Source organism: Faecalibacterium sp. Marseille-Q4164 (assembly GCF_017377545.1).
GTDB lineage: Bacteria > Bacillota > Clostridia > Oscillospirales > Ruminococcaceae > Faecalibacterium > Faecalibacterium duncaniae.
In genome coordinates this window covers 48930-74952 of sequence record NZ_JAFREJ010000005.1, presented here as the reverse complement: position 1 = coordinate 74952, position 26023 = coordinate 48930, and the positions used below count along the sequence as shown (strand labels likewise).

The 26023-nt window shown below is 61.2% G+C and carries 23 protein-coding genes and 2 tRNA genes; 7 read left to right on the top strand and 18 right to left on the bottom strand.

The window, feature by feature from the left end; all coding sequences use genetic code 11:
• Positions 1–28: 28 nt before the first annotated feature.
• A complete protein-coding gene (locus J3352_RS07340) occupies positions 29–1414 on the bottom strand; it encodes a sodium:alanine symporter family protein (RefSeq protein WP_156066681.1) in 1386 nt (461 codons plus the stop codon).
• Between the two features lie 124 nt (positions 1415–1538).
• Between J3352_RS07340 and J3352_RS07335 the strand changes: the two genes are divergently transcribed.
• Positions 1539–2450 carry a hypothetical protein gene (locus tag J3352_RS07335; protein WP_156068760.1) on the top strand — a complete coding sequence of 304 codons (912 nt, stop codon included), beginning with the start codon at positions 1539–1541 and terminating at the stop codon, positions 2448–2450.
• Here the strand turns inward: J3352_RS07335 and J3352_RS07330 are convergent.
• Positions 2357–3793 carry a PLP-dependent aminotransferase family protein gene (locus J3352_RS07330; protein ID WP_156066685.1) on the bottom strand — a complete coding sequence of 479 codons (1437 nt, stop codon included), beginning with the start codon at positions 3791–3793 and terminating at the stop codon, positions 2357–2359. The two genes, J3352_RS07335 and J3352_RS07330, sit on opposite strands and share 94 nt — an antisense overlap.
• A gap of 218 nt (positions 3794–4011) precedes the next feature.
• Between J3352_RS07330 and J3352_RS07325 the strand changes: the two genes are divergently transcribed.
• Positions 4012–4665 (top strand): ECF transporter S component, encoded by a 654-nt coding sequence (locus tag J3352_RS07325; RefSeq protein ID WP_156066687.1) that lies wholly within the window; start codon positions 4012–4014, stop codon positions 4663–4665.
• A gap of 344 nt (positions 4666–5009) precedes the next feature.
• On the opposite strand, the gene J3352_RS07320 is transcribed toward J3352_RS07325, so the two are convergent.
• From J3352_RS07320 to J3352_RS07300, 5 genes are all read right to left on the bottom strand, one after another.
• Positions 5010–5486: a peptidylprolyl isomerase gene (locus J3352_RS07320; RefSeq protein ID WP_156066689.1), complete on the bottom strand. Its 477-nt coding sequence runs from the start codon at positions 5484–5486 to the stop codon at positions 5010–5012.
• A 162-nt stretch (positions 5487–5648) separates the two neighbouring features.
• Complete coding sequence (locus J3352_RS07315; protein ID WP_156066691.1) at positions 5649–6713, bottom strand: hypothetical protein; 1065 nt, start codon at positions 6711–6713, stop codon at positions 5649–5651.
• On the bottom strand, positions 6710–7504 hold the full coding sequence (locus J3352_RS07310; RefSeq protein WP_156066693.1) for a TIGR03915 family putative DNA repair protein: 795 nt from the start codon (positions 7502–7504) through the stop codon (positions 6710–6712). The genes J3352_RS07315 and J3352_RS07310 overlap by 4 nt, the downstream gene beginning before the upstream one ends.
• Entirely contained in the window at positions 7483–8841 is a 1359-nt protein-coding gene (locus J3352_RS07305) for a putative DNA modification/repair radical SAM protein (protein ID WP_156066695.1), read from the bottom strand. The genes J3352_RS07310 and J3352_RS07305 overlap by 22 nt, the downstream gene beginning before the upstream one ends.
• 79 nt (positions 8842–8920) lie before the next feature.
• Positions 8921–9550 carry a LexA family transcriptional regulator gene (locus tag J3352_RS07300; RefSeq protein ID WP_005934683.1) on the bottom strand — a complete coding sequence of 210 codons (630 nt, stop codon included), beginning with the start codon at positions 9548–9550 and terminating at the stop codon, positions 8921–8923.
• 230 nt (positions 9551–9780) lie between these two features.
• Between J3352_RS07300 and J3352_RS07295 the strand changes: the two genes are divergently transcribed.
• Both J3352_RS07295 and J3352_RS07290 read left to right on the top strand, forming a co-directional pair.
• Positions 9781–9868: transfer RNA gene (locus J3352_RS07295), tRNA-Ser, on the top strand.
• A gap of 33 nt (positions 9869–9901) precedes the next feature.
• Positions 9902–9995, top strand: a tRNA-Ser gene (locus J3352_RS07290).
• Between the two features lie 101 nt (positions 9996–10096).
• Here J3352_RS07290 and J3352_RS07285 read toward each other — a convergent pair.
• The gene (locus tag J3352_RS07285; RefSeq protein WP_156066697.1) at positions 10097–10843 is read right to left on the bottom strand and encodes a TraX family protein; all 747 of its coding nucleotides are present in this window, start codon (positions 10841–10843) and stop codon (positions 10097–10099) included.
• A 249-nt stretch (positions 10844–11092) separates the two neighbouring features.
• Between J3352_RS07285 and J3352_RS07280 the strand changes: the two genes are divergently transcribed.
• The 3 genes from J3352_RS07280 to J3352_RS07270 all read left to right on the top strand — a co-directional run bounded on the left by J3352_RS07280 (position 11093) and on the right by J3352_RS07270 (position 15141).
• Positions 11093–11968, top strand: coding sequence for a LysR family transcriptional regulator (locus J3352_RS07280; RefSeq protein ID WP_097773180.1), 876 nt, complete (start codon positions 11093–11095; stop codon positions 11966–11968).
• Positions 11969–12103: 135 nt separating this feature from the next.
• On the top strand, positions 12104–13651 hold the full coding sequence (locus J3352_RS07275) for a lipase (RefSeq protein WP_156066701.1): 1548 nt from the start codon (positions 12104–12106) through the stop codon (positions 13649–13651).
• A gap of 119 nt (positions 13652–13770) precedes the next feature.
• Positions 13771–15141 (top strand): sodium-dependent transporter, encoded by a 1371-nt coding sequence (locus J3352_RS07270; RefSeq protein WP_156066703.1) that lies wholly within the window; start codon positions 13771–13773, stop codon positions 15139–15141.
• Between the two features lie 61 nt (positions 15142–15202).
• Here J3352_RS07270 and J3352_RS07265 read toward each other — a convergent pair whose 3' ends face one another.
• The 10 genes from J3352_RS07265 to J3352_RS07220 form a co-directional block, all read right to left on the bottom strand.
• Complete coding sequence (locus tag J3352_RS07265; RefSeq protein WP_156066705.1) at positions 15203–16048, bottom strand: putative RNA methyltransferase; 846 nt, start codon at positions 16046–16048, stop codon at positions 15203–15205.
• A complete protein-coding gene (locus J3352_RS07260; protein ID WP_156066707.1) occupies positions 16038–17972 on the bottom strand; it encodes a DEAD/DEAH box helicase in 1935 nt (644 codons plus the stop codon). Before J3352_RS07260 ends, J3352_RS07265 begins: the two co-directional genes overlap by 11 nt.
• Complete coding sequence (locus J3352_RS07255) at positions 17969–19267, bottom strand: DUF1015 domain-containing protein (protein WP_156066709.1); 1299 nt, start codon at positions 19265–19267, stop codon at positions 17969–17971. The genes J3352_RS07260 and J3352_RS07255 overlap by 4 nt, the downstream gene beginning before the upstream one ends.
• A 33-nt stretch (positions 19268–19300) precedes the next feature.
• Positions 19301–20410, bottom strand: a complete 1110-nt coding sequence (locus J3352_RS07250; protein ID WP_156066711.1) for a putative glycoside hydrolase — start codon at positions 20408–20410, stop codon at positions 19301–19303.
• A gap of 26 nt (positions 20411–20436) precedes the next feature.
• Positions 20437–21045, bottom strand: a complete 609-nt coding sequence (locus J3352_RS07245) for an electron transport complex protein RnfA (RefSeq protein WP_227610946.1) — start codon at positions 21043–21045, stop codon at positions 20437–20439.
• Positions 21042–21761, bottom strand: a complete 720-nt coding sequence (locus J3352_RS07240; protein ID WP_097771378.1) for an Rnf-Nqr domain containing protein — start codon at positions 21759–21761, stop codon at positions 21042–21044. Before J3352_RS07240 ends, J3352_RS07245 begins: the two co-directional genes overlap by 4 nt.
• Entirely contained in the window at positions 21758–22762 is a 1005-nt protein-coding gene (locus J3352_RS07235; protein WP_156068762.1) for an RnfABCDGE type electron transport complex subunit D, read from the bottom strand. Before J3352_RS07235 ends, J3352_RS07240 begins: the two co-directional genes overlap by 4 nt.
• 13 nt (positions 22763–22775) lie before the next feature.
• A complete protein-coding gene (gene rpe, locus J3352_RS07230) occupies positions 22776–23426 on the bottom strand; it encodes a ribulose-phosphate 3-epimerase (protein WP_005934699.1) in 651 nt (216 codons plus the stop codon).
• 254 nt (positions 23427–23680) lie between these two features.
• Positions 23681–25195, bottom strand: a complete 1515-nt coding sequence (locus tag J3352_RS07225) for a HAMP domain-containing sensor histidine kinase (protein WP_097773171.1) — start codon at positions 25193–25195, stop codon at positions 23681–23683.
• Complete coding sequence (locus J3352_RS07220) at positions 25195–25893, bottom strand: response regulator transcription factor (RefSeq protein ID WP_005934701.1); 699 nt, start codon at positions 25891–25893, stop codon at positions 25195–25197. The genes J3352_RS07225 and J3352_RS07220 overlap by 1 nt, the downstream gene beginning before the upstream one ends.
• Between the last annotated feature and the right edge of the window lie 130 nt (positions 25894–26023).

Below are 26023 nucleotides of genomic sequence, written 5' to 3'. Positions count from 1 at the left end.
GACAGACAGACTGCAGGGACGGAGAGGGTCATTTTCGTTTCAGGTACGCTTGTGTCTCCCGGACCACCACTCCCGAAAGCCCCACCACGCCCACAAGATTGGGCAGCATCATCAGGCCGTTGAAGGTATCGGAGAGCGCCCAGGCCAGATCCAGCTTCATCACAGCACCCACCAGCACCATAGCCGCAAACACCAGTTTATATCCTGCGGCGGCACACTCCCCCAGCAAATACACCACTGCCCGGGTGCCGTAATGGCTCCACCCCAGCGTAGTGGAATAGGCGAACAACAGGACCGACACCGCGATGAACTGCGGCCCGAACGCCCCAAACACCGTGGAAAAGGCCTGCCCCACCAGTGCGGAGCCTTCCACGCCGGTCAGGGCCGCACCGGTGTCCAGATCCACAAGGCCGCTGGTGAGTACCACAAGGGCCGTGAGGGTGCAGACCACCATGGTATCTGCAAACACCTCGAACATGCCCCACATTCCCTGCTGGACAGGCTCCTCCACGTTGGCCGCGCAGTGCACCAGCACCGACGCGCCCAGTCCTGCTTCGTTGGAAAAGGCTCCCCGCTTGAATCCCCAGCTGATGGCCCGGGCCATGCCGTAACCCAGCACCCCGCCCCCGGCGGCCTGCAAGCCAAACGCCCCCCGGAAGATGGCCGCGAATGCCGCTGGGACAGCCGCCCAATGGACACAGACCACGGTCAGCGCCCCGAACAGGTAGAACAGGGCCATGAGCGGGACGATGGCCTCCGTGACTGCGGCCACCCGCTTCAGCCCGCCCAGTATGACCCGCCCGGTGAGCAGGGCCAGTACAATGCCCGTTGCCACCGGCGGCACCCGGAACACCGCCTGCAGATTGCCCGCAATGGAGTTGATCTGGCTCATGTTCCCCATGCCGAAGCTGGCCAGCACGCAAAAGCAGGCAAACAGCACCGCCAGTGCCCGGCCAAAGCCGCCGCCCAGCCCCTCGGCCAGATAGTACATGGGCCCGCCGCACCATCTTCCGGCGGCATCCCGGCGGCGGTAGCAGATGCCCAGCACGTTCTCGGCATAGCTGGTCATCATCCCCAGCAGGGCCATGACCCACATCCAGAACACAGCCCCCGGCCCGCCTGCCAGAATGGCTGCCGCCACACCCACGATGTTGCCGGTGCCGATGGTCGCCGCCAGCGCTGTGCAAAGGCTCTGAAACTGGCTGATGGCTTCATCGTCCGTGTGGGCGGTCACATTCCGGTCCAGGAAGATGGCCCCGATGGTGTGCCGCATCCAGTACCCGAAATACCGCAGCTGGAAAAAACCGGTGCGCACTGTCAGCAGGCAGCCGGTGCCAAACAGCAGTGCCAGCCCCACCGGCCCCCATACCACACCGCCGACCACCGCATTCACCCGCGCCAAGCTCTCCCACATACACAAACGCCCCCTGTGCTCTACTGTATGGCACAGGGGGCGTTTTCATGCCCGGGCAGCGGTTTCTGTATAAAAAAGCGCATCCCGGCCCACCCTGTTCCAAAACAGAACGGAGGAACACGGGATGCACAAGAACGGTTGGAGGCCCTTCTGGGCTGCTTTGGGGGCGGCACTTCTGGTGCTGCTGCCGCTGGTGGGCGGCACAGTCCTGCTCACCCGGCAGATGGTGCGCACCCGCATCCAGACCGCCCAGCCCCAGAGCGGGGTGCCCATCCAGCTGCCCCGGGCCGAGCACCGGATGACCCTGCTTCTCTGCACCGCCGGGGAGCAGCCGGGCTTTTTGCTGGTCTACCTGAACGCCGCTCAGAACAGTCTGAACCTGCTGGCCGTGCCGGAGGAGCTGACGGTTCCCTTCAACGGAGAGACTGCCAGCCTTGCCCACTGCTACGGAGCGGCGGGGCCCGCCCGGTGCCGTCAGGCGCTTCTGGAGGTGCTGGGCCTGCCGGAGGATATGCTTTATCTGGCGCTGTCCCCCGCCGTGCTGGAAAAGACTGCTTCCCGTTACGGGCCGGTGCGGGTGGGGTTTTCGGGGGCACTGACTGCCGATGAGCTGGCCGAAACCGGGCTTTCCGCCGCTGTGCAGAGCATTTCGGCCAAGGAGGCCCACGCTCTGCTCTCCGGCTGGGATGCGGACGGCACCCTGCCGCCTGCCCGCCGGGCCGCTGCCCGGGCGGCAGTGTGGGAATCCTTTTTCCGGCAGGACCTCGCCCTGCTGCCCGCCACCCTGCCGGATGCCCTGCGGGCCAGCAGCGCGGCCCTGCTCACCGACTTTGCGGCGCAGGATTATACCCTGCTGGGCACGGTCCTGGAGTTTCTGGCCAACAACAGCGCCCTCCCCCACGCCGAGGCCCTGCCCGGGGCGTGGGATGCAAAAGCGGGCACTTACACGGTCACAGACGCTTCCCGGGCGGCGGTGCAGACCTTCCTCAGCGTTTCGCCCGCCTCGGGGAACGATGCCTCGCTCAGGGAGCCATAGCCCAGCACAAACGTTCCGGAAAAATCCTGTTCCCCGCCGGTCAGGTCATAATCGCTCAGCAGGCTCAGGGCCACGCCCTGCGCCTTTGCGGCGGCGTGAAGGGCGGCATCCGGCGGGGCATTTTTCAGCCTTGCCAACAGATGCAGGCCGGTGTGCAGGCCGGTCAGGGTCAGCTTGTCCGGCGCAAAAGCAGTGCGCAGAGAGGCAGCCAGCGCATCCCGCCGGGCCTTGTAGGCCACGCGCTCCCGGGCAAGATGCCGGGTGAAGTAGCCCTCGCGGATGAAGCGGGCCAGGGTCTGCTGCTCAAACCGGCTGACGGTGCAGGAATAGATCCGGTACTTTGCCCGCCAGGCGGGCAGCAGCTGCCGGGGCAGCACCATGTAAGCGATGCGGATGCCGGGGGCCAGACTGCGGGAGCAGGTGGAGAGGTAGACCACCGGGCCGTCGGCCCCGGCCATGCCCTGCAGACTGGGCAGGGGGCGGGTATCAAAGCGGAACTCCGAATCGTAATCGTCCTCTATGATATACCGCTGGCCCGGGCAGCGGGAGGCCCAGTGGAGCAGTTCCGTGCGGCGGCCCGCCGGCATGGTCACGCCCGTGGGGAACTGGTGGCTGGGCGTGACATAGCACACCGCCGCGCCCGAGCCGGACAATGCCTCAACAGAAAGGCCGTCCGCATCCACAGGCAGGCAGCAGCACGCCACGCCGTTGTTTTCCAGCACCTGCTTCGCGCGCTGGTAGCCGGGATTCTCCACCGCCGTTTTGCCGGGCAGGAGCGGGGCCAGCAGGCTCAGCAGATACTCCATACCGGCACCCACCACCACCTGCTCGGCGGTGCACCGCACGCCCCGGTATTCCTCCAGATAGTCCGCCAGCGCCTGCCGCAGCTCCACATCCCCCTGCGCATCGCCATGGGTCAGCAGCTGGGGCGAGGAATAGAGCAGCTCTTTCTGCAGTCGGGCCCAGGTGCGGAACGGGAACAGCCCCGGGTCCACGCCCCGGGTGGACAGATCGAACCGGATGGGCGGCTCGGCTGCTTCCGGCGGAGCGGCAGACACCGGGGGCGGCACTTCCTCGGGCCGGGTGGGCAGGGCAAGATATTCCTGTACATAAAAGCCGCTGCGCTCCCGCGGCTCCATGTAGCCCTCGGTCGCCAGGATCTGATATGCCGCGTCCACCGTGTTGACAGACACCGACAGCTCTGCCGCCAGCCGCCGCTTGCCGGGCATCCGGGTGCCCGCCGGAATGGCCCCGCTGCGCATCTCGGCGGCAAGGCTCTCGTAGAGCTGCTCGTACAGCGGCACCCCGCTGGCAGCATCCAGTGCTGTTGTCAGATGAAACATAAGACCTCTCCCCTTTTTGGATGCTTTGCCAAACTGACCCCATAAAAAAACTTTATTCTGGGTATTTTCATGGTGCCAGTTTCGCGTATAATAGGAGCATACCAACCACACACCCAAATGTCAAGTAGTTTTATGGGTAAGTGGCTTTGAAACGGGCGAACGATCCTGCAAAACAGGATGGAGGGGGGTTCGCCCCGAAAAATTTGGAGGGAAAAATCATGTCTACAACTGCAATGTGGCTGCTGCTGGCTGTGGTGATCGTCGTCATCCTGTTCGGCAGTGTGCTGTACAAACGCACCTTTACCACCAAGGAGCTGGCCCTGACCGGCGTTATGGCCGCGCTGAGCCTGGTGGCATACCTGTTCTTCCGCGTGCCGTTCTACGGCGGCTCCTCGTTCCATCTGGGCAACACCTTCACCGCCCTGACCGCCCTGCTGCTGGACGGCGTTTCCGGCGGCCTGGCCGGTGCGATCGGTCTGGCTCTGGCCGATATCCTGGCCGGTGACCCGGGCTATGCCGTGACCACCTTTGTGCTGAAGTTCATCATCGGCATCACCTGCGGTGCCGTGGCCCACAAGGTGTTCAAGCTGCGCGATCTTGACCGCCACAGCAAGGGCTACCTGCTCAAGGTCATCGTGGCAGGCGGCTCCGGCCTGCTGCTGAACGTCATCACCGACCCGTTCCTGGGCTATTTCCGCAACATTTACATCTTTGGCCAGGAGTACACCGTGGCACAGGCCCTGTCCAAGATTGCCGGTGGTGTCACCTTTGTCAACAGCGCAGCCTCCACCATCTGCGTGGTCATCCTGTATCTGGCCCTGCGCCCGGCTCTGGAGCGCGCCGGTCTGCTGCCCAAGGGCGAAAAAAAGTAAGCCTCTCATCTCTTTCTGACGCATAGGTGGAAAGCCCCCGGCCTGTATCCTCAACATGATATGCTGCCCCTAGAGTAGACAGAGTAAAAAGAAAACTCTGCGTACTCTGGGGGTATTTTCATGTCAAGCAAAAACAATCACGATACAGCGGAAGCAAAATATCAAAAAATGTCCCGTGTTGGACGCTGCAAGCTCACGTCCGTGCCGTGAATCGAGCGGCCTAACACCGATTTGCACAAAAAATTCGCCGTTCCCTTGTGGAAACGGCGAACAAAAATCTTATATTATTTTTTTGTCTACCTGACGGGGCACTTCACGGGCAGGCGGGACAGAAGCGCAGAAGATCAGCCCTCGATGAGCTCAACGGTCTTCATCTTGACGGGGGTGGTGGGCTTATCGTTCCAGTCGGTGCGGACGGAAGCGATCTTATCCACGACCTCCATTCCGGAAACGACCTTGCCGAAAGCGGCATACTGGCCGTCCAGATGGGGAGCGTCCTTGTGCATGATGAAGAACTGGCTGCCGGCGCTGTTGGGGTTCATGCTGCGGGCCATGCTGATCACGCCGCGGGTGTGCTTGATGGGGTTGTTCACACCGTTTGCAGCGAACTCGCCCTTGATGTTCCAGCCCGGGCCGCCGGTGCCGTTGCCCAGCGGGCAGCCGCCCTGGATCATAAAACCGGGGATGACACGGTGGAAGGTCAGGCCGTTATAGAAGCCCTCGCTGACCAGCTTCTTGAAATTCTCACAGGTGATGGGGGCGACTTCCTCATTCAGCTCAATGTCGATGATGCCGCCGTCTTCCATAGTAATGCGAACCATAACGCTACAATACTCCTTTTGTGTTGACCCCGCAGCGGGGGTGTGTGGGGCAGAAATGCCTGCCCGGATATCTCTTATAGTATACCATAGGTTTTGCGGGTTTCAACCACGCAGATGCAACCTTTTTGTAAATTCGTCAAAGTTCCGGGGCCGGGAGCCTGCTTATTCCATCTTCATCCGCTTTGTGATGAGTTGGCCGTTCTGTACTGTGCCGTCCGAGATATAATACTTCCACTCGGTCGATCCATCCGACATCAGGTACTCCACAGCAAACACCTGCCCAGCCTGGATTTTTACAGGGTAGTTGTCGGCTGGCAGAATCTCACGGGGTGTCGGCAGCTCCTTGAAGTCCTCGTATGCGTCTTCCAACCGCCAGAACTTTCGGGTCTTGTAGCCCTTTACCATCGAAATATCCTGCTCACCGAAATAGGATGCTGTGTAGGTCTTTCCGTTGACTTCCAGCGCGTCGATCCGTTCCGGTTCCTGCGTCAGATCTTTGGTATGGAGATGTTTCCCATAGTTCTCGCTCAACTGTTTTGCCATGCGAAAATCCGAGTTCCGATACTCCGACTCCACAATATGTGTACTTCCATAGATACCCATGATATCGGTGCGGCGTACCGCTTCCAGCTCCTGATAGCTGCGCCGGAAGTTCTCCACCATCCGATCCTCCCGGTATCGGACCGAAGAAGCTTCATCCGTCGCCTTGATCTCATAGTACCGTTTGCCCTGTTCCATGTTTTCCTGCGCACGCCGGTACTCTTCGCTGTCCTTCTGCCCATTGGCTTCCAGATAGGCCAGATACCGCGGCCCGGTGCTTTCCCAGGTATGGCCCACGTCGGTGCCGTGGAACACGGTCTCAGGATACTGCTCCTTGATCTGTTTCAGAAAATTCTTCTCGACCTCGGTGCCGCCTGCTGTACCTTCCCAGTCCTTGAACTGCAGATCCAGCAATTCATCATCGTCGGCCTGCATCCACAGGTTCAGAAATTGTGCATCCGTATACGGGAATTCCACAAACAGATCCCGCATTCCTTTTTCGTAATACTCGCCCCAGATGGAAAGTTCCTTGTCGAGAATGCTCTGCTTGCTGTGTTCTTCTCCGTAAAGATAGATTTCGCCCTTCGGCCCATTTTTTACATAACTCCAGAACAGCCCCACCAGCAGGGTCACAATTAGCACGATGGCCGCATATTTCCAGCGTCCGGTCTTTGTTTCCGTTTTCATTTCAATTCCTCTTTCATTTCGGTCATATCTGCCCAGAATCGCTTGGGGCAGTGGGTCATACGGCCCTTTTCGTTGTGGCGGGCCTTGATCTCCAGCGTTTTGTAGAACTGCCGCCAGAGCTCCTGAAACTGCTGCTCCTTTTCATCAGGTGGGGGCAGGGTGAGGGGTTCGGCCAGCTCCATGAGCTGAGCCTTGTGGTTCTGGTACAGCAGCACCGCCTGATGGACAGCATCATAGATCAGGAAGTTCTCCTCCGGGAAGCGGGCACAGAAATGCCCGCGCAGGAGGGGCAGAATATAGTTTTTGGGGTGGATGACTGCACCCAGCATCCCATCGTGCTCCTGAAAACGGACAAAGCCCTGAAACTTGTCCACTTCCCAGTCCAGGCTCTGCTTCATCTGGTAGAGCGGAGCCACCTCCGGGTGGCCCCGCCGCTTGACGGTGCCTGGCCCCAGCGCAAAGGCCAGATGCAGAAATCGGATGAGCCGCAGCTCCTTATCCTCCCAGCCCGAGAGGAAATCCCGGGTGACAAGGGATTCCGTCTCTTCGCCCAGCTTGGCGCGGAAGCTGGCAAAGACCCGCCGGGCCTTTGCGTGGTCAGTGGGGATCTCCTTCACAGGGTAGAGGGTAGCCGTCTCCCGCTCCGGGGTCCAGACCGCGAAGGGCAGCTCATGCTGGGCAAAGCTCTCAAACACACAGCAGAGAAAGCCCTCGAAGCTGCCATCATAGAGGTAGACCACATCGGCATCGTGGAGCTTCCGGGCAGGGCTTACAGGGCTCTGGCCAGACATTGCACTGCCTCCTCCCGCACCATTTTCTGGGCTGTGCGGGGCGGCACACCCTGCTCCACCAGCCGATCCACGGCGGGCGGGCTGAACATGCTCAGCTGCTCCACCCCGCCGCTGAATACGTTGGGGTCGATGAGCGCCCGGGTGATGCGCTCCCGCCCGACGCTGCCGCGGCCCGGGTGCGCCCCCGCAAAGCCCCGGCAGGTGATGAAATACTGCGCCCGCTTGAGCACCACGCCCATCCGCTTGAGCTCGTCCAGCCCCAGCGCGGCCTGTTTGCGGGCGTGCCAGATGCGCCGGGCGCTCTTGGGGCCGATGCCCGGCACCCGCAGCAGCATCTCAAAAGGGGCGTGGTTCACGTCCACCGGGAACAGCCCGTAATGCTGCACCGCCCAGTTGCACTTGGGGTCCAGATAGGGGTTGAAGTTGGGGTTGTCCCTGTCCAGAAGTTCCTCTGCCTTGAACTCGTAAAAGCGGAGCAGCCAGTCTGCCTGATAGAGCCGATGCTCCCGCAGCAGCGGCGGCTTGGTATCCAGCGCGGGCAGGCGGGTGTCCTCGGTCACAGGGATGTAGGCGGAGTAAAACACCCGTTTCAGGTGATACTTATTGTATAATCCTTCCGTTAATTGCAGGATGTGATAATCCGTTTCCGGGGAAGCACCCACGATCATCTGGGTGCTCTGGCCCGCCGGGGCAAATCTGGGGGCCTTGCGGTAGAGCGCCACCTCTTCCCGGTTGGCGGCTCCCTCCACCGCGATCTGCTTCATGGGCCGGAAAATGGAGTGCCGCCCTTTGTCCGGAGCCAGCAGGTTCAGGCTACGCTCACTGGGCAGCTCGATGTTCACGCTCAGGCGGTCGGCCAGAAAGCCCAGCTGTTCCAGCAGCTCCGGGCTGGTGCCGGGAATGGCCTTGGCGTGGATGTAGCCGCCGAAACGGTACTCCCCCCGCAGCAGGCGCAGAACCGCCAGCATCCGCTCGGTGGTATAATCCGGGCTCACCAGCACAGCACTGGAAAGGAACAGCCCCTCGATGTAGTTGCGGCGGTAGAATTCAATGGTCAGCTCTGCCAGCTCCCGGGGGGTGAAGGTGGCCCGGGGCACATCGTTGGACTTGCGGTTGACGCAGTAGCTGCAATCGAAGGAGCAGCAGTTGGTCATCAGCACCTTCAGCAGGCTGACACAGCGGCCATCGGCAGTAAAGGCGTGGCAGCAGCCCGGGGCGTAACAGCTGCCGACCCCGCCCGCTCCTGCTGCCCGGGAAGCGCCGCTGGAGGTACAGGCAACATCATATTTTGCGCTGTCCGCCAGGATCGTCAGCTTATCCATCAGGCTCTGTTCCATGGGACACCTCCGAAAAATGGGTATAAAAAAGAAAGCCATACTGGATGGCTTTTCTTTTTCAGGCGCTGGTGGGGCGTTTTTACCACTTTGCCTTGGTCTCCACCACACGGCCTGCAATGTGCAGGTGGTTGAGCTCCTCGCCCTTGATGACCATTTCCTTATAGGCCGGGTTGAAGGGCTGCAGCACCACGCAGTTGCCGCGCTGGAGGTAGCGCTTGAGGGTACCCTCGCCCTCGTCACCGTAGATCAGCACGCCCAAGTCGCCGTTTTCCAGCGTGTCCTGACGGTGCACCAGGGCAAGGTCACCATCGTGGATGCGGGGTTCCATGCTGTCGCCGCGCACAACGAGATAGAAGTAGCTGGAAGGGTCCTTGACCCGGGCATACTCCTTGCCGTAGTCTTCCTCATAGGCCAGCGCGCCGTAGCCCGCCTTGACCGTGCCGATGACAGGGATCAGGCTGTACACATAGCTGCCGAAGAAGCGCTCTTCGGTCTGCCCCTCCGCGGTGGGATCGAACAAACCCAACAGATAGTCCGCGGTCGTGTCCAGGATCTCCGCCAGCTTTGCCACGGTGGTGGGGTCCGGGGAGCTCTTTCCGCTCTCCCATTTGCCCACGGCCTGCTGAGTCACGCCCAACAGGGAAGCAAGCTCCGCCTGGCTCATGTGCTTTTGCTTTCGGCATTGCCGTAACAGCTCCGGAAACGACATTGTTCAACACTCCTCTGCTTGTACCGGGTCCGGTAAGGTTTTATCTGTATTTATTATACAACAAAAAGATGTTTCAGTAAAGAGGAAATCCCGCTTTTTCTCGAAGAAAAGTTGTCGCTCCGCACAAAAATGCGCACAACGAGCGGAAATTTTGATTTTGGGCTTGACAGCGCCGCTGAAATCTGGTAAATTAAATAGGCATTCGGTACGGCGTGTGCGGGTGCCCACGAGGAGAGATGTCCGAGTGGTTTAAGGAAGCAGTCTTGAAAACTGCCGTACGGCAACGTACCGTGGGTTCGAATCCCACTCTCTCCGCCATTTTTATTGAATAAGTGCAACACACTTTGCTCTGGAGTAGTACTCAAGAGGCCGAAGAGGCGCCCCTGCTAAGGGCGTAGGTCGTCTAAACAACGGCGCGAGGGTTCAAATCCCTCCTACTCCGCCAAGAAAAAGCTCGATGATTCTTTGAAATCACCGGGCTTTTTCCATTTTCAGAAACCAAAAGGCCGCCTCCTCGGAATTCGTTCCGTGAAAGCGGCCTTTCTGTTACAAGATCAGATTCGTCACCACAGCCAGCACGCTCAGGTGCACCGGGTAGAACCAGTAAAAGGCCTTCTTATGCAGCGGACTGCACGCGCCCCGCTGCCCGTTATAGAACCAGACCAGCACAAAGGCCAGCGGGGCGGTGAGCTCGAACAAAAACAGCAGCGCGCCCACGATGCACTGCCGCTTGCGGTCGCCACGGGTTAGGTACAGCGCACAGATGATGAACACACCGATGCCGTTGTAGTCCGTACAAGCCAGAAGCGCCGCAAGCGTGCAGCCTGCCGCACACAAGAGTCCTTTCCAGCTGGCAGAGCCGTCCGGCTTTTCAAAATGCTTGAGCCCTGCCATGGCCAGCACGCCCAGCGCCAGCGTCCAGTAAACGTTCTGTGCACTGGGGTCAAAGGGGGTGCGGAAAAACGCAAGGTCAAAGGGCACCTCACTGATGAGGGCAAACAGGAACAGCCTACGGACGTATTTTTTCACATCGCGGGTATGTACAAAGCCCTCCACCAGCAGGAAGCAGAAGATAGGAAAGGCCAGCCGCCCGGTGAAGCGCAGCACCATGTCCAGCCGGTACAGCGGATAGGTGGAAAGGGTGTCCCGCGAGAGGGTGCCGATGTCCAGCCCGGGCGTAAGGATCCCTGCCTCGATGCAGGACGCGCCGATGTGGTCCACCAGCATGGTGATGCAGGCAATGGTTTTAAGAGCGGTGCCACTGAAACTGCAGCGCGGGGAAAGTGCGGTCATAAAAAAACACCTCGGTCAGTTTGTAAAAAATCGTTATAAGAACTATAACGGAGGAAAGGTGGCATTTCCTGCGTCTGCTGCGGCAAAATCTACACAGAGCGTGCACAAATCCGCCCAAAATGCTTGACAGGACGGGCGCAGGATAGTAAAATCAAGAAGATAATTGAACTATCTCAAACCAAAGATGAAAAAGATTCACAGAGGATCGAGCGTCTCCGAACCAGATCAGACCGGAAGGAGGCATTGGGAATGACGCTGTTTTCTTATGAGATTTTCGACGCAGTTGCACGGCAGGGCAGCTTTAACAAAGCGGCTCAGCAGTTGCATCTGACCCCCTCGGCCATCAGCCACGCCATCGCCGTGATGGAGGCTGAGCTGGGCTTTACCTTATTCAATCGCGGCAAAAACGGCGTTACCATGACCAGCTACGGCGCTTCGCTGTACCCCTCCATCCGTGCGGTGCTGAACAGCGACGAGGCCCTGCAGCAGAGCATTGCCCGCCTGAACGGCCTGGAAAAGGGCAAGGTCAAGCTGGGTGCCTTCAACTCGATCTGCTCCGGGCTGCTGCCCAGCATCCTCAAGGGCTTTATGGCCCACTACCCCCAGATCGAAGTCGAGGTCTATCAGGGCACCTACGACGATGTCAAGGAGTGGCTGCGCACCGGTCAGGTGGACATTGCCTTCCTCTCCAACAACTGCCGGGAGGAGTTTGTTCTGACCGAGCTGTTCCACGAGCCGCTGCTCTGCATCACCCCCATGGACTGGCCCGAGCCGCCCAACGGCGTGATGACCCCCGCCCTGATGAACGGGCAGAACTTTGTGGTGCAGTGGGATGCCACCGACGCGGAGATGCGTCAGTTCCTCAAGAAGTATTCCCTCTCAACAGAGCGCCGCTGCCATGTCATCGACGACCAGTCCAACATTGCCATGGTCGAGGCAGGCCTGGGTATTTCCATCATGCCCCGGATGCTGCTGCGCAACTGCACGGCAGCGGTCAAGATCTACCCCATCGAGCCCGAAGAGGACCGCGTGGTGGGTCTGGCCGTCCAGCGTCCCACCGCCATGGCTCCCGCCGTGGAGCAGATGTTCCACCACATCGTGGAGTGCTGCAAGGATCTGGACTGAACAACAGTGTAACATAACGGGCCGGTGTGCGCAACACCGGCCCGTTTTTTGCCGCCCGGAAAACTTTGGATTGTATCCCCACCCGGGATACGGTATACTAAGAAAAAATCCATTCTGGTTTTTGAGGGGAAAATTATGGATCGAAGAAGTTTTTGCAAGGTGCTGGGGTTTGCGGCCGGCAGCACTCTGCTGCCCGGGCTGATGGTCCAGGCCGCCGGGCAGGGCTCCGTGGGCCATGCAGTGCCGGATGGCCGCTACACCATCGGCATCCGCAGCGACCTGAGCGGCTGTGACCTGACCCACGCGTTCTATTACTCCGACAGCTTTTTCACCCACCCGGCCACCCAATATGACCACCAGCTGGCGCTGGCAACGCTGGGTCTGGTCTGCGCTGCGGCCAACACCGTGGCCAGCGATGCGGAATACTGGGTCAACGGCTCTGTGGGGCGGGAAGCCCACATTGCCGCCGCCTACGAGACCCTGGGCTTTGAGGACGCGCTGTTCTACAATTACGACCTCGACACCGGCCGGGCCGGGGACTTTGTGGGCTACTCGCTGGCCCGCAAGACCCTGACCCTGAACGGCCAGCGTACCACCCTTGTGGCGCTTGTCCTGCGGGGCGGCGGCTATGGCGGCGAGTGGGCCAGCAACTTCCACATAGGTGATACCAGCGCGCACACCGGCTTTGTCACACCTGTGGCGGCGGTGTTTGCGTCCCTCAAGGCCTATCTGGCCCGGGCAGGGCAGAGCGGTGCCTTCAAGCTCTGGCTGGGCGGCTACAGCCGCGGTTCCATCATTGCAAATCTGTTGGCGGCAAAGATCGCCCGGGAGCTCCCCCAGCTGGGGCGGGAGAACATCTATGCCTACGGCTTTGCGGTGCCTGCAGCCCTGACTGCCGCCGACCGGCCTGACCTGCAGCAGGATTTCGATGCCAATCACGCCCCGGACGGCACCCTGCTGGAAAGCTGGCCCGAGAGCAACATCTTCAGCATCATTTCCAGCGGCGACGCGGTGGCCCGGGTGCTGCCCGCTGCCTGGGGCTACCACCGCAACGGCTGTGACCGCTTTCTGCCCGCCACCCGGAATGCCGAAGAGCTGGCTGATTTGGATGCACTGGGGGCGGAATTCGGCCCAACGCCGCTGGTGATCAGCAGTCTTGCCACCGCCGAGGACACCAGTGCCCTCATCGACATCGTGGCCAAGTTCTGCGTTTCCCGGGAAAATTTCCACCAGAAATACGAAGCCGCCATCATGGACATGATCCAGTGTGCCTTTCTCCGCTCCGAAAAAGAGGTGGTCGATGGCTACATCCTCAGCGACGGTGAGATCGTGGAGCGGCTGCAGACCCTTTCCCACATGAAAGAGATCGATTACTGGCAGATCGTGGGCAGCGTCTGGGCCGCCTCCACCATGAGCCGCCCCATCCTTGAGCGGTACGGCCAGAACGTGCCCCTGCTGGCCCGGCAGATCCTGATCCCGGTGCTGGCGGTCGGCCTGTGCTACGGCATCGAGACCGATGTGGTGCAGATGGTGGCCCAGTACATCATCCGCCTGCTCACCGCCCGGGGCGAGCTGGACAGCGTTTTGCGCGCGGCGTTCTGCCACCACCCGGAAAACTACATTTCCCTGATGGAATACTACACCCCCGAGGAGCACGGTATGGAGCCCTTTACCCGAAAGTGATTCACTTTTCTTCACCTTCCACCTGAAATCTCTCCAACGGTGAAACGCCTGCGATTCGTTGAAATCCCGTTTTCTCTATGTTACACTTGATTTTATCAACTGGAAAAGAGGAAAAAAACATGGAAACTCAACACAAGCGCAGTGCGTTTTCCGGCAAACTCGGATTCGTGCTGTCCGCCGCCGGTGCGTCGGTCGGGTTGGGAAACATCTGGCGCTTCCCGTATCTGGCCGCAAAATACGGCGGCGGCATTTTTCTGCTCATCTACATCCTGCTGGCTGTCACCTTTGGCTACACCATGATCATTGCCGAAACGGCGCTGGGCCGGATGACCCGCAAAAGCCCGGTGGGCGCTTACAGCCATTTTGGCAAGGGGAAGGGGCTGGCGTTCGGCGGCTGGATCAACGCCGTCATCCCCATCCTGATCGTTCCCTATTATTCGGTCATCGGCGGATGGGTCATCCACTATCTGGCCCAGTATCTCACCGGCCACGGCAGCGCGCTGGCATCGGACGGGTATTTCTCCGGCTTCATCTCCAACGGTCTGCTGGCCGAGATCGCGTTCCTGCTGTTCACCTTTATCACGCTGGGCATCATCTTTGCGGGTGTGCGCAACGGCGTGGAGCGCGTTTCCAAGGTGATGATGCCGGTGCTGGTGGTGCTCTCGGTAGTCATTGCCGTCTACTCGGTCACACGGCCCGGCGCACTGGCAGGCGTAAAGTATTTTCTGGTACCCAACCCAGCCAACTTCTCGTGGATGACCGTGGTTTCCGCCATGGGGCAGATGTTCTACTCCCTCTCCATTGCCATGGGCATCCTGGTGACCTTTGGCTCCTACATGAAAAAGAACGTATCCATTGAGCAGTCCACGGAAAACGTGGAGATCTTCGACACCGCCATTGCCATCATGGCGGGCCTGATGATCATTCCCGCCGTGTTCGCTTTTTCGGGCGGCGACCCTGACACCCTGCAGGCGGGCCCGGCCCTGATGTTCATTACCATCCCCAAGGTCTTTGCCAGCATGGGCATGGGCACTGCCGTAGGCGTGCTCTTCTTTGTGCTGGTGCTGTTTGCGGCCCTCACCAGCTCCATTGCCCTGACCGAGAGTGCCGTTTCTACCTTTGAGGACGAGCTGGGCTGGGACCGCACCCGTTCCACCATCCTCATCGGCTGCATTATGATCACACTGGGCAGCCTTTCCGCGCTGGGCTACGGCCCCCTTGCCAGTGTGACCGTGTTCGGGATGCAGTTCCTCGATTTCTTCGACTTCCTGACCAACTCGGTGATGATGCCCATTGCGGCCATTGCCACCTGCCTGCTGGTCTCCCGGATCGTCGGTGTGGAAAAGATCGAGGAAGAGGTCACGCAGGAAGGTCAGCCCTTCCGCCGCAAACCGGTGTTCAACTTTATGCTCCGGTATCTCTGCCCCATCTTCGCGGCTATCATCCTGGCCAGCTCGGTCGCCAACGCACTGGGCTGGATCGCGATGTGACCCTGTTTTCTGCGCGCAAAAAGCCCCCGGCCTGTATCCTCACAGGCCGGGGGCTTTTCGATCATTCTTTTTCAAACACGAGGAAGCGGAACGCGATGTCCGTGGTCAGCTCGGGCAGGGCGGCCAGGCGGGCCGCGCCATCCCGCGGCGTTTTCCAGTAATAGGGGGTCATGGCGAACAGCGCCTCCAGCTGCCCGGCAGGCACCGTGATGCTGCCCGAGACTTCCCGCTCCCCGATGGGACGGAAGCCCTCATAGGCCACCTCCTGCACCGGATTTTTATAAGGCGTGTCGTAGAGGACAGCCTTCATCTGGTAGAGGTGCTCTGCACCGGGCACAACATAGATCATCCGTCCGCCCGGGCGCAGCACACGCCGGAACTCTTCCTGCGCAAAGGGCGAGAAGCAGTTGAGCAGCAGGTCGGCCCATCCGGTGCGGACAGGCTGGGCAAAGCTGGATGCCACCGCGTATTTTGCGGCAGGCAGTGCCTTTGCGGCCAGACGCACCGCAGGCTTTGCGATATCAAAGCCCGCCAGCTGCACCGGCCGGCCCGCCTGCGCAAAGGCCTGTGCAATGCAGCGGTCGTACCAGCCCTCGCCGCAGCCCGCATCCAGCAGGTGGAGCGGTGCATCTGCCCCGGTGGGAACACCATACGCAAGGCACAGTTCCCCCAGCGCCCGGCCGAAGATGCCGTAATACCCGGCGTTCAGGAAAGCACGGCGGGCGGCGACCATCTCTTTGCTGTCACCCGGGGCCTTGGTGCGCATACTCTGCACCGGCAGCAAGTGCCAGTACCCCTCTTTCGCCCGGTCAAAGCAGTGGTTCCTGCCGCATTTCAGGGCAGTGTCCCCGGTCAGGGGTTCGCCGCAGAGCGGGCACTGCCAGGGGGCAAACGGCTCAGGTTTCATCGGTGTGATCCTCAATGGGTGCGGTGGCACCGCCGTGGGCGGTCATATACTCTTCAAAGTTGGTGAACTTCTGCTGGGGCGGGCGGCGGCTGATCAGCATCAGGCCCGGGTCCTCGTCCCGTGCGGGGGCGGTGTTCCGGCTGCGGCCGCGGGGTGCCTCGCTCTTGGCGGGGCGGTCCGGGCGGCTGCTCTGCACTGCATTGCGATTATTGCGGCTGCCCTGCTGGCTCTGGCCGTTCTGGGCCGGGCGGGCATTGCGCGCATTCCGCTCTGCCCGCTGCTCGGTGCGCGGATCATTGCGGTCGGTGCGCTGCTCGGCACGGGCAGGCTGACCGCCGCGCTGACGCTGGCCGTTCTGGGCCGGAGCAGGCTGCTTTGCGGCAGGCTGCGCAGCCGGAGCCTTTTTGACCGGGCGCAGGGGGGTAGCCTCCGGGGCGCTCACAAAGTGGGGGTCGAATTTGGGCTGGGCGTTGCTGCCGCGGTTGGCCGGCTGCGGGGCATTGCCCTCGCGGCGGGGGCGGCTGTTATTGGAGCGGCGGTTCTCATTGCGACCGCCGGAAGTGCGCTTCTGGTTTTCCTCCATGGATGTTCCTTCTTTCGGTTCGGTATTCTTGGGACTGGGCTGTTTTGCAGCCGCTTTTTCCTTCTTGGGGGCAGCGGGCTTTTCGGCCTTGGCTGCCTTTTCTGCTTTGGCAGGCTTCTCTGCCTTCACAGGCTTTTCCGGCTGCTCTGCTTCTGCCTTGGGCTTTTTGCCCCGCACCGGGGGCGCAGCCTTGACAGGGGCAGGCACACCGTCCCAGGGATGGCCGGAGATAACCGGGATCTGGCGGCGGTTCAGCTTTTCGATCCCGGCCAGATATTCCTTTTCCTCCGGGGCGCAGAAGCTGACGGCAGTGCCGTCGGCACCGGCACGGGCCGTGCGGCCAATGCGGTGGACGTAGGTCTCGGGCACCTCGGGCAAGTCGTAGTTGAACACATGAGACAGCTCGCTGATGTCAATGCCGCGGGCGGCGATATCGGTCGCCACCAGCACCCGGGTCTTGCCCGCCTTGAAATCCTCCAGCGCCGTCACGCGGGCGGTCTGGCTCTTGTTGCCGTGGATGGCGGCAGCGGGGATGCCCTGTTTGTTCAGATCTTTTGCAATTTTATCGGCTCCGTGCTTGGTGCGGCTGAACACCAGCGCGTTCACCACCTCAGGCTTCAGGTTTTTGATGAGCCAGGGCAGCAGGAACTTCTTGTTGCCCTTCTCCACAAAATACAGGCTCTGCTGGATGCGGTCCACCGTGCTGGACACCGGGTCCACCTTGACAAAGGCCGGGTCATGCAGGATGCCTGCGGCCAGCTGCTCGATCTCCTTGGGCATGGTGGCGCTGAACATCAGGTTCTGGCGCTGCCTGGGCAGCTTGGCGATCACCTTTTTCACATCGTGGACAAAGCCCATATCCAGCATCCGGTCGGCTTCGTCCAGAACAAAGATCTCAATGTTGGAAAGGTCCAGCAGCCCCTGCCCCACCAGGTCGTTCAAGCGGCCCGGGCAGGCAATGAGGATGTCCACGCCCTTTTTCAGGGCTGCGACCTGCGGAGCCTGACCCACACCGCCAAAGATGACGGTGCTGCGCAGGGTCAGATACTTGCCGTAGGCTTCAAAGCTCTCGCCGATCTGCAAAGCCAGCTCCCGGGTAGGGGTCAGGATCAGGGCGCGGATAGCACCCTTTTTGCGGGGTGCGCTGGCAGTCAGGCGGTCGAGCATGGGCAGCGCAAAGGCAGCCGTCTTGCCGGTACCCGTCTGGGCGCAGCCCATCAAGTCCCTCCCGGCCAGCACCGGCGGAATGGCCGCTGCCTGAATGGGCGAGGGGGATTCATAGCCCGCCTGTGCCACAGCACGCAGCACAGGCGCGGAAAGATTCAGTTCGTTAAATGTCATTCTTCACCTAAAATGTTTCTGCATTCCATATAATAGCGCTTTTCCTCTGCGTGCCCCATGCTGAAGGTCTTGCGGGGCAGCACACCGCCCATAACGATGCCCTTGAACAGATCGCTCTTCTCAAAGGGCGGCATCAGGAAAGCTACACCCCCCTGCCTGCACAGGGCGCGGACAGCGGGCTCATCGTGGACATAATCCACCCGGGCCTCGATGTGGCGGGCCATGAAATACTCAATGAATGCGTCAATGGTGCCCACGGTCAGCGGGGCAACGGGATGTTCAAAGCTGAGCACATTGGCCACATGGGGGCCTGCCAGCGTAAAGGACTGCTGTTTTGCATCGCCGAAGCAGATGCCTGCCGCGTGGGAATCGCTCCACGCGATGAGGGCCAGCAGCACGGCACCGCAGTCCACATTGAAAAGGACGCGGTGGATGGGCTCGATCTCAATGGCCGGAGAGTGGACATTGCAGACCTCAGCCAGGCACCAGCGGGCCGGGTGGGTCAGCTGCTGCTCCGGGGTCAGGGTCTTTTTCAGTTCCTCCCAGCAGGCCTTGGCGGAAGCCAGCGAATGGTTGCCGTCGCCCACGGCCAGCGTCAGGGGCGCGCCGCCCTTTGCCTGGGGATACCGGGCATCAAAGGCCTCCTGGCTGCCCAGAGCGTTCAGGGCGCTGTCGATCTGAGCCAGCAGGGCGGGATCTTCCACTGCCCAGCCGGCAATGTGGCCGCCGTTCAGCATCAGGTCGCCCTCGTAGACCTTGCGCAGCTGCTCCTTTTTCTCGCCGATGGGCTCGATAAGGGTGCAGCCGGGATCATCGGCCAGCATCATAATATGGGGCGTTTCCAGCCTTGCCCCCCGGCGCACCGCCATGCGGGGCGGGATGCGGCTTTCCACGGTGTGCTCACTGGGGCGGATGGCAGGCACCGCGCCCTCGGCATAGCTGTATGCCTCCAGGTCGATCCTGCCCACAAGGCCCTGCCGCACCCGGCCGCTCTGCTCAGTGCGCTCCACATAAATGAAGCCGTCCACCGCGCGGGTCAGCACGTTCCGGGTATAATCGTCCATGGCCGCATGGATGGCGCTGATCCTTGCATCCACGTCATCCTCTTCCAGATAGACCTCCGGCAGCATCAGGTCCAGTGTGCTGGGACCGCCTGCGGCGGCCTGCGCAGCCTTTTCCCAATAGGAACGGTCACTGGTGAACTGATCGCAGGCCACACAGCCCCACTGCCCCACCGGGATCTGTTCCGACGGCAGCAGGATGTGCGCCGGGGAAAAACAGGGTGTTTTGTTCATAATACTTCCCTCCCTCTCACAAAAACGCAGGGATCACTCAAAATAGCTGGCGGCATCGTCCCGGATGACCACATGCTCCACACCTGCCTCGGTCAGGGAGAGGGCCATCTCCTCCCGGGCCGCTGCATCCAGCGTAGAGGAGGACGGGACCTTCACCAGCAGGTTCTTCACGCCCAGCTGGGCCGCAGGGGCTCCCAGCTGGCTGGAGGAGCCGGTCACCTCGGCCAGCGAATAACCATACCAGAGCGTCACCGTATCTCCGAAGCGGGCCTGCCAGGCGGCGATATCCGCAGTCAGCTGCCCGGCACGATCCACACCGTTGGTGGTGCCATAGTCCTGCTTGGCGCTGGTGGACGAAGGGAACTGGACATTTTCCAGCAGCACCTGATCAAACCCGGCGGCGTGTACTTCAGCGATCAGATCGCCGATATACTGCACGGTCTCCGCAGCGTAGGGGTTCAGCCAGGGGTTGCCTCCGGCGGAAGCCTTGTTGTCCAGCCAGAGGTACTCCTGCCCCTGATACCGGATGGCCAGAGCGTGGTCGGCCCGGGCACCGGCAGGGTCACGGAAGGCAGTCAGCGCAGCCACCGGCACCAGCCCCTCCTCCTTGAAGATGGATGCCACACTCGTCAGCTCGTCCTGCGTGGGGGCTGCATTGGCGGCACCCACCGCCGTCTGGGAGGCGTAATACACCTGCCCGGCGGTGTCCTTCAGGGTCAGGATGGCATAGGTCATGCCCTGTGCCTTGAGCTGCCGGGCGGCGGAGCGGATGGCGGCCTCGTCGGTCAGGGTGGTCACATCCACCTCTGCCCACAGGCCAGTCACAATATCAGTGCCCTTGACCTCGGGCTCCGGCTCTTTTTCCGGCACCGAGGAAGCTGCCGGTTCGCTGGCAGCGGTGCTCTGTGCCCCGGAGGATGCACTCTCGCTGACAGCACTGGATGCGGAGAGGTCACGATCCCGCACCACGGTATACCAGGTATGGGTGGCCCAGTCCAGCACATGGGGCGCGGCCACCCAGGCCGCTGCCAGCACGGCCACCACCAGCACCGCAATGCCGATGCCCTTTTTCAGCCGCATCTCGCGGGTGTAAAAGCTGCGCCGGTAGCGCTTGACCTTCTGGCGTTTGGGATATCTTGCCATAATCAACCACCCTCCTTGGGGTCAACTTACAGGATCACGGAATGGCCGGTAAAGCCGTAGATGGCCAGCGCCAGCACACCGATATAGATCAGGGTGATGGGCAGGCCGCGGAATGCTTCGGGGATGGCCTTGCTGCGCAGGCGGTTGCCCGCCTCGGTCACCAGCATCACAGCCAGCAGGTAGCCCAGGCCGCTGCCCAGGCCAAAGCCGATGGACTGCGCCAGCGTAAAGCTCTGGGTGCGCTCCACCAGCACGGTGCCCAGCACGCCGCTGTTCACGGCGGCAATGGGCAGGATGCGGATGAGCAGGCCGCTGCGGGGGCCCTTGACCGCCCGCAGGATGGCGTGCTCAAAGATGCAGACCACCGCCACACAGGCCAGGTAGAGCAGCGGGCGGAGCTGGGCACGGTAGGGCAGATCCACGATCTGGCTACCCGCAAAATACGCCAGCGGAGCCACCAGCGTCTGGGTAACACAGAGCAGCAGGGCAAACCACCAGCTGCTGGTGCGCTCGTCACCCACCAGCTGGATCAGGCGCGACACGCCCAGACCACGGGTAAAGATGGCGTTCTGGGCAAACAGGGCCAGCACGGCGTAGGCAAAGGCCACACCGATGGTATTCATCACAGCACTCACTGATCCTGCACCTCCTTCCGGGGGTGCGCAGCCAGAGTGCCGCGCGCCTCAGTTTTCAGGTATTCCTTGTGTTTGCGGGCCAGCGCGCGCCAGACGGCACACACCACGCCCAGCACGATGAAACCGCCTGCCGGCATGGAAGCCATGGGCAGGACAGAGCGGCTGAGCTGGATCCCAAACACACTGCCCAGCGCCAGCCACTCCCGCAGGCAGCCCACGATGAACAGGATGAGCGCGTAGCCCACCGTGATGCGCAGACCCTTGGAGACAGCCTTGTGCATAGATTCCTGCACGCGGCCAAAGCGGTAGGTCAGCAAGGGCTCCACCACCAGCATGGGCAGGTAGATGCCCAGCATCAGCAGGTCGGTGCCGAACACGGCGTTCAGGATGGGATAAGCGGCAAGGTAGACCACCGCCGCACTGCCGCTGTACACCAGCGCCCGGGGCAGCAGCTTTTTCTCCAGCTCTTCCGGGGCAGGCTGCTCGTCCCGCAGGGGGAACAGGCGGCTGACCAGGCAGGCCAGCATCCGGGAAGGCGTGAGCAGCAGGGCCACAGCCACGGCCAGCATCAAAGCATTTTTGCCCGTGGTGGCAAGCACCACCAGCGGAGCCAGACCCATGCCCTGCATGACAACGGGGTTATTTTTGAACACCCGGTCATGGTGGGCAAACTTTTCAGGATCACGGGTGATCAGTTCTGCAATGGAACGTTTCATTCAGCACCCTCCTTTCCGGCCGCAGGGCGGTGCATCAGCTGGTACAGGCGGCTCTCGGTGCGGTCCATCCAGCCGGAAATGCTGTTGACCGTGAGCAGGGCAAAGCAGACACCCGTCTCGTACACGCCGTAATACCGGAAGCCCATGGTGATCGCACCCACCAGCACACCGTACAGGATGCGGCCCAGATGGTGGTGGGCGCAGGTGTAGGGCTCGTTGAGCAGGAACACCGCGCTGAACAGCATGGCACCGGTCAGCAGCTCGTCCCGCACGCACTGCAGGCGCAGGGCGATGTCCACGCCGTTCACCCCTACCTGACGGGGGAAGAGGAAGGCAATGAGGGCACAGGTGACCACAAAGCTGACAGAAGCGCCCAGACGGATATCCTTTTGCAGCCAGAGGAAAAGCCCGCAGGCCAGAAGGATGAGGGCGGCACCGGTGCCCATGGGGGCGGCATACTCGCCCAGCACCAGCGAAATTGCGCCGATGTTCAGGCTGCCGCCGCTGCGCAGGGTATCCGAGATGGTGCTGGACACCGGCACGCCGGTGGCATCCCACAGGGGGATGTTGGTATAGGGCTGGGGGTAGCGGAACACCTGCTCCGGCCAGGACACCGCCGCCACGGCGTAGCCCACAGCAGCGGGGTTGAAGGGATAGCTGCCGTAGCCGCCGAACACCTCCTTGCCGATGAGGACACCGGCCAGCACCGCCATAATGACCACATACCAGTCCACCGTGGCGGGCATGAGCAGGGCGATGATGAGGGCAAAGCTCTCGTTGGAGAAATCCCCGGCCCGATACACGCGGCGGCGCAGCAGGGAGACCAAGCGGTCACACAGATTGCCGGTGAGCAGCGCCGCGCCGCAGAGCAGCAGGGGCCGCAGACCGTACAGGAAGCAGGCCATGCAGAGCAGCGGGATGGTCATAAAGCAGACGTGCAGATAGTACCGCCCCGTCTTTGCAAGCTCCTGCTCCTGCTGCTGGATCAAACGTTCATCCATGGTAAGGCACCTCTCACAGGGCGGCCAGACGGCGCACCGCCGCAGCCGGGTCGGCTGCGCCGAACACGGCACTGCCCGCCACCAGAATATCGGCACCCGCCTCCACACACAGGGGGGCGGTGGTGTCGTCCACACCGCCATCCACTTCCAGCAGGTAGCGGGCGCTCCGCTTTGCCCGCTCTTCCTTGAGCCAGCGCAGCTTTTCCAGCGCCGAGGGCATGAACTTCTGCCCGCCGAAGCCGGGCTCCACGCTCATCACCAGCACCAGATCCAGCTGGTCAAGATACGGGGCCAGCGCCTCCGGCGCAGTACCGGGCTTGATGGTCAGGCCCACCTTGCAGCCCAGTGCCTTGACCGCATCGATGGTCTGCTGGATGTCGTCCTCGCACTCGAGGTGGAAGTTGTACAGGCTGGCACCCGCCTTGATGAAAGGCTCTGCATACTGCAGCGGGTGGCTGATCATCAGGTGGACATCGTAGAATGCTGCGGGCATCCCCTTGTGCAGGCTTTTCAGCACCGGCACGCCAAAGCTGATGTTGGGCACAAAGTGGCCGTCCATCACGTCATAATGCAGCATCTGCGCACCGGCATCCAGCACCATGCGGCAGTCTGCGCCAAGCTGATTGAAATCAGCCGAAAGGATCGAAGGACTAATGATCGTCATTGTGTTTTATACTCTCCGTTATTTTTCAGAAAGATTACACCATCCGTTCTGCCAGAGCACCTGTTTTGGGGCCGGAATGCAGGGCGGGCATGGTTACTCTTAGTTTACATGAAAACACGCAAAAAATCAAACCCGGAGCCGTGTTTTTCACGGAAAAGTCTCAAACCTGCCCCCGGATCCATCCAAAATCCATTTCAAAACCAAAAACGACCAGACCGCCCCGCCCGTTTCAGGGGGACAGTCTGGCCGCGGATTCAGTTGACAGGCTTCATGCTGGCGGGGTCCTCCACCGGCACGGGCTGACCGGATTCGTCCGGCAGGCGCTTCATGCCGCTGGGGTTGGGGGGCGTGGCGGGCAGGGTGAACACGAACTGACACCACTCGCCCTGCTGGCTCTCCACACGGATCTGGCCTCCGGAAAGGTTGACCAGCACCTTGCAGATATTCAGGCCAAGACCAGCCCCCCGGGCGTGCAGGCCGCGGGACCTGTCCTCTTTGTAGAAGCGCTGGAACACATAGGGCAGCGCCTCGGGGCTGATGCCCTGACCGGAATTCCAGATCGAGATCTCCACCTCGGGGCCCAGCTTCTCCACATGGAACTTGATGGTGCCGCCCGCCGGGGTAAACTTGATGGCATTGTCCAGAATGTTATAAGCCACCTGATGGATGAGGTCGGGGTCCGCGTAGACCAGCACCTTTTCATCCATGGTCAGGCCTTCCAGATCGATCATGCCGTCGTTGATGCGCTGCTCCGCCGAAAGGGCCACACCGGTGAGCGTCTCCCAGATGTTGAACATCCGGGCGTTCACCTGATACTCGCCGCTTTCCAGCTTGGAGAGATCGAGCATGTTCTGGATGAGCCGGGCCAGGCGGCCGGTCTCCTCGCTGACCAGCTGCAGGTAGTGGTTCTGCATATCGGGCGGGATGGTACCGTCCAGAATGCCGTCCACAAAGCCCTTGATGGTGGTCATGGGGGTGCGCAGCTCGTGGGCGATGTTGCCCATGAACTGGCCGCGGGAATTGTCGTTGGACTGGATGTTCTCCGCCATCTGGTTGAAGGTGTGGGCCAGATCCACCACTTCGCCCTCACCTTCCACGCCCTCAACACGGACAGAGAAGTCCCCGCCGCCAAACCGCTGGGCGGCATCGGTGATTTTCTGGAGCGGGTCGGTCAGCTTCCGCATCAGGAAGGAGGTCAGCACGCTGGCGCAGAGCAGCATGACACAGGCCGAGAAGAAGAAGTTCGACCAGAACTCCTCCTTGAAGTCGGTCAGCCGCGCACCGGAGGAGCAGAGGAAGAGATAGCCGCTGTTGTTGCCCCGTGCATCCTGCATGTGCCGCACCGAGACATAGCTCTTCTCGGTCAGCACACCGTCCAGCGTGCTCAGGGTGTGGTAGGGCTGATCCCCGGCAACTTTTTTCATAAGCTCCGGCCCCACAATATCTGTTCCCACCATCTCGGGGTTGGAGGCAATGAGGATCCTGCCCTCTTCATCGGTGAAAAACAGGTAGGCCTCGGCACTCTCGCCGATGATCTCCAGCTTGGTGTTCAGGGCATCCAGCTCGGCCCCCTTGGGCAGAGCCGCCTGCTGCACGATATAATCCGCCGCGCGCTGGGTCACATCCGCCACGCTGTCCAGCGTGTCGTACCGCTCCTGGGCAAAATAGCGGCTGAACAGCAGCCATTCGGAGCAGCCCAGCACCGCTGTGCCCAGCACCAGCAGGGTGGCCACCATCGAAAAGAAGGTGACCGAAATACTTTTGCGCATTACTGACGCACCTCGAACTTATAGCCCACGCCCCAGACGGTCTTGAGCTCCCACTTGTCGGAAGCGCCCGCCAGCTTTTCGCGCAGGCGCTTGACATGGACATCGATGGTGCGGCTGTCGCCGTAGTACTCAAAACCCCACACCTCGTCCAGCAGCTGGTCGCGGGTGTAAACGCGGTTGGGGTGGGAGGCCAGGCAGTTCAGCAGCTCCAGCTCCTTTGGGGGAGCCTCCACCACCTTGCCCTTGACCCGCAGCTCGTAGCTGTTCATGTCCAGCCGCAGGTTGTCGAACTCGATCACACCCTCAGTGCTCTCGGTCTGGGCGGTGGTGGTGGTGCAGCGGCGCAGCACCGCCTTGATGCGGGCCACGACTTCCTTGGTGTCAAAGGGTTTGACCATGTAATCGTCCGCGCCCAGCTCCAGGCCCAGCACCTTGTCAAAAGTCTCGCCCTTGGCGGTCAGCATCATCACGGGGGTGTTGCCCAGCTTGCGGATGCGGCGGCAGACCTCCAGGCCATCCATCTTGGGCATCATCACATCCAGCAGCACCATATCGGGCTTGACCTGATTGAACTTGTCCAGACCTTCTTCGCCGTCGTTCGCAGTGGTGACCTGATAGCCCTCCTTGGTCAGATAAAGCCGCAGCAGCTCGCAGATGTTGGTATCGTCGTCCACGACGAGGATCTTTTCGTTGGCCATAGTGGTTTCCTCCCCAATTCTGTATGTTCCGGCCCTTTCGGGCCTTGTGACAAAGTATTCCACTTCTTATTATACGGAAGAGTTATGACAAAATAAAGAAGGTTTTGTATGATTTTTGGGACGCAGGCTC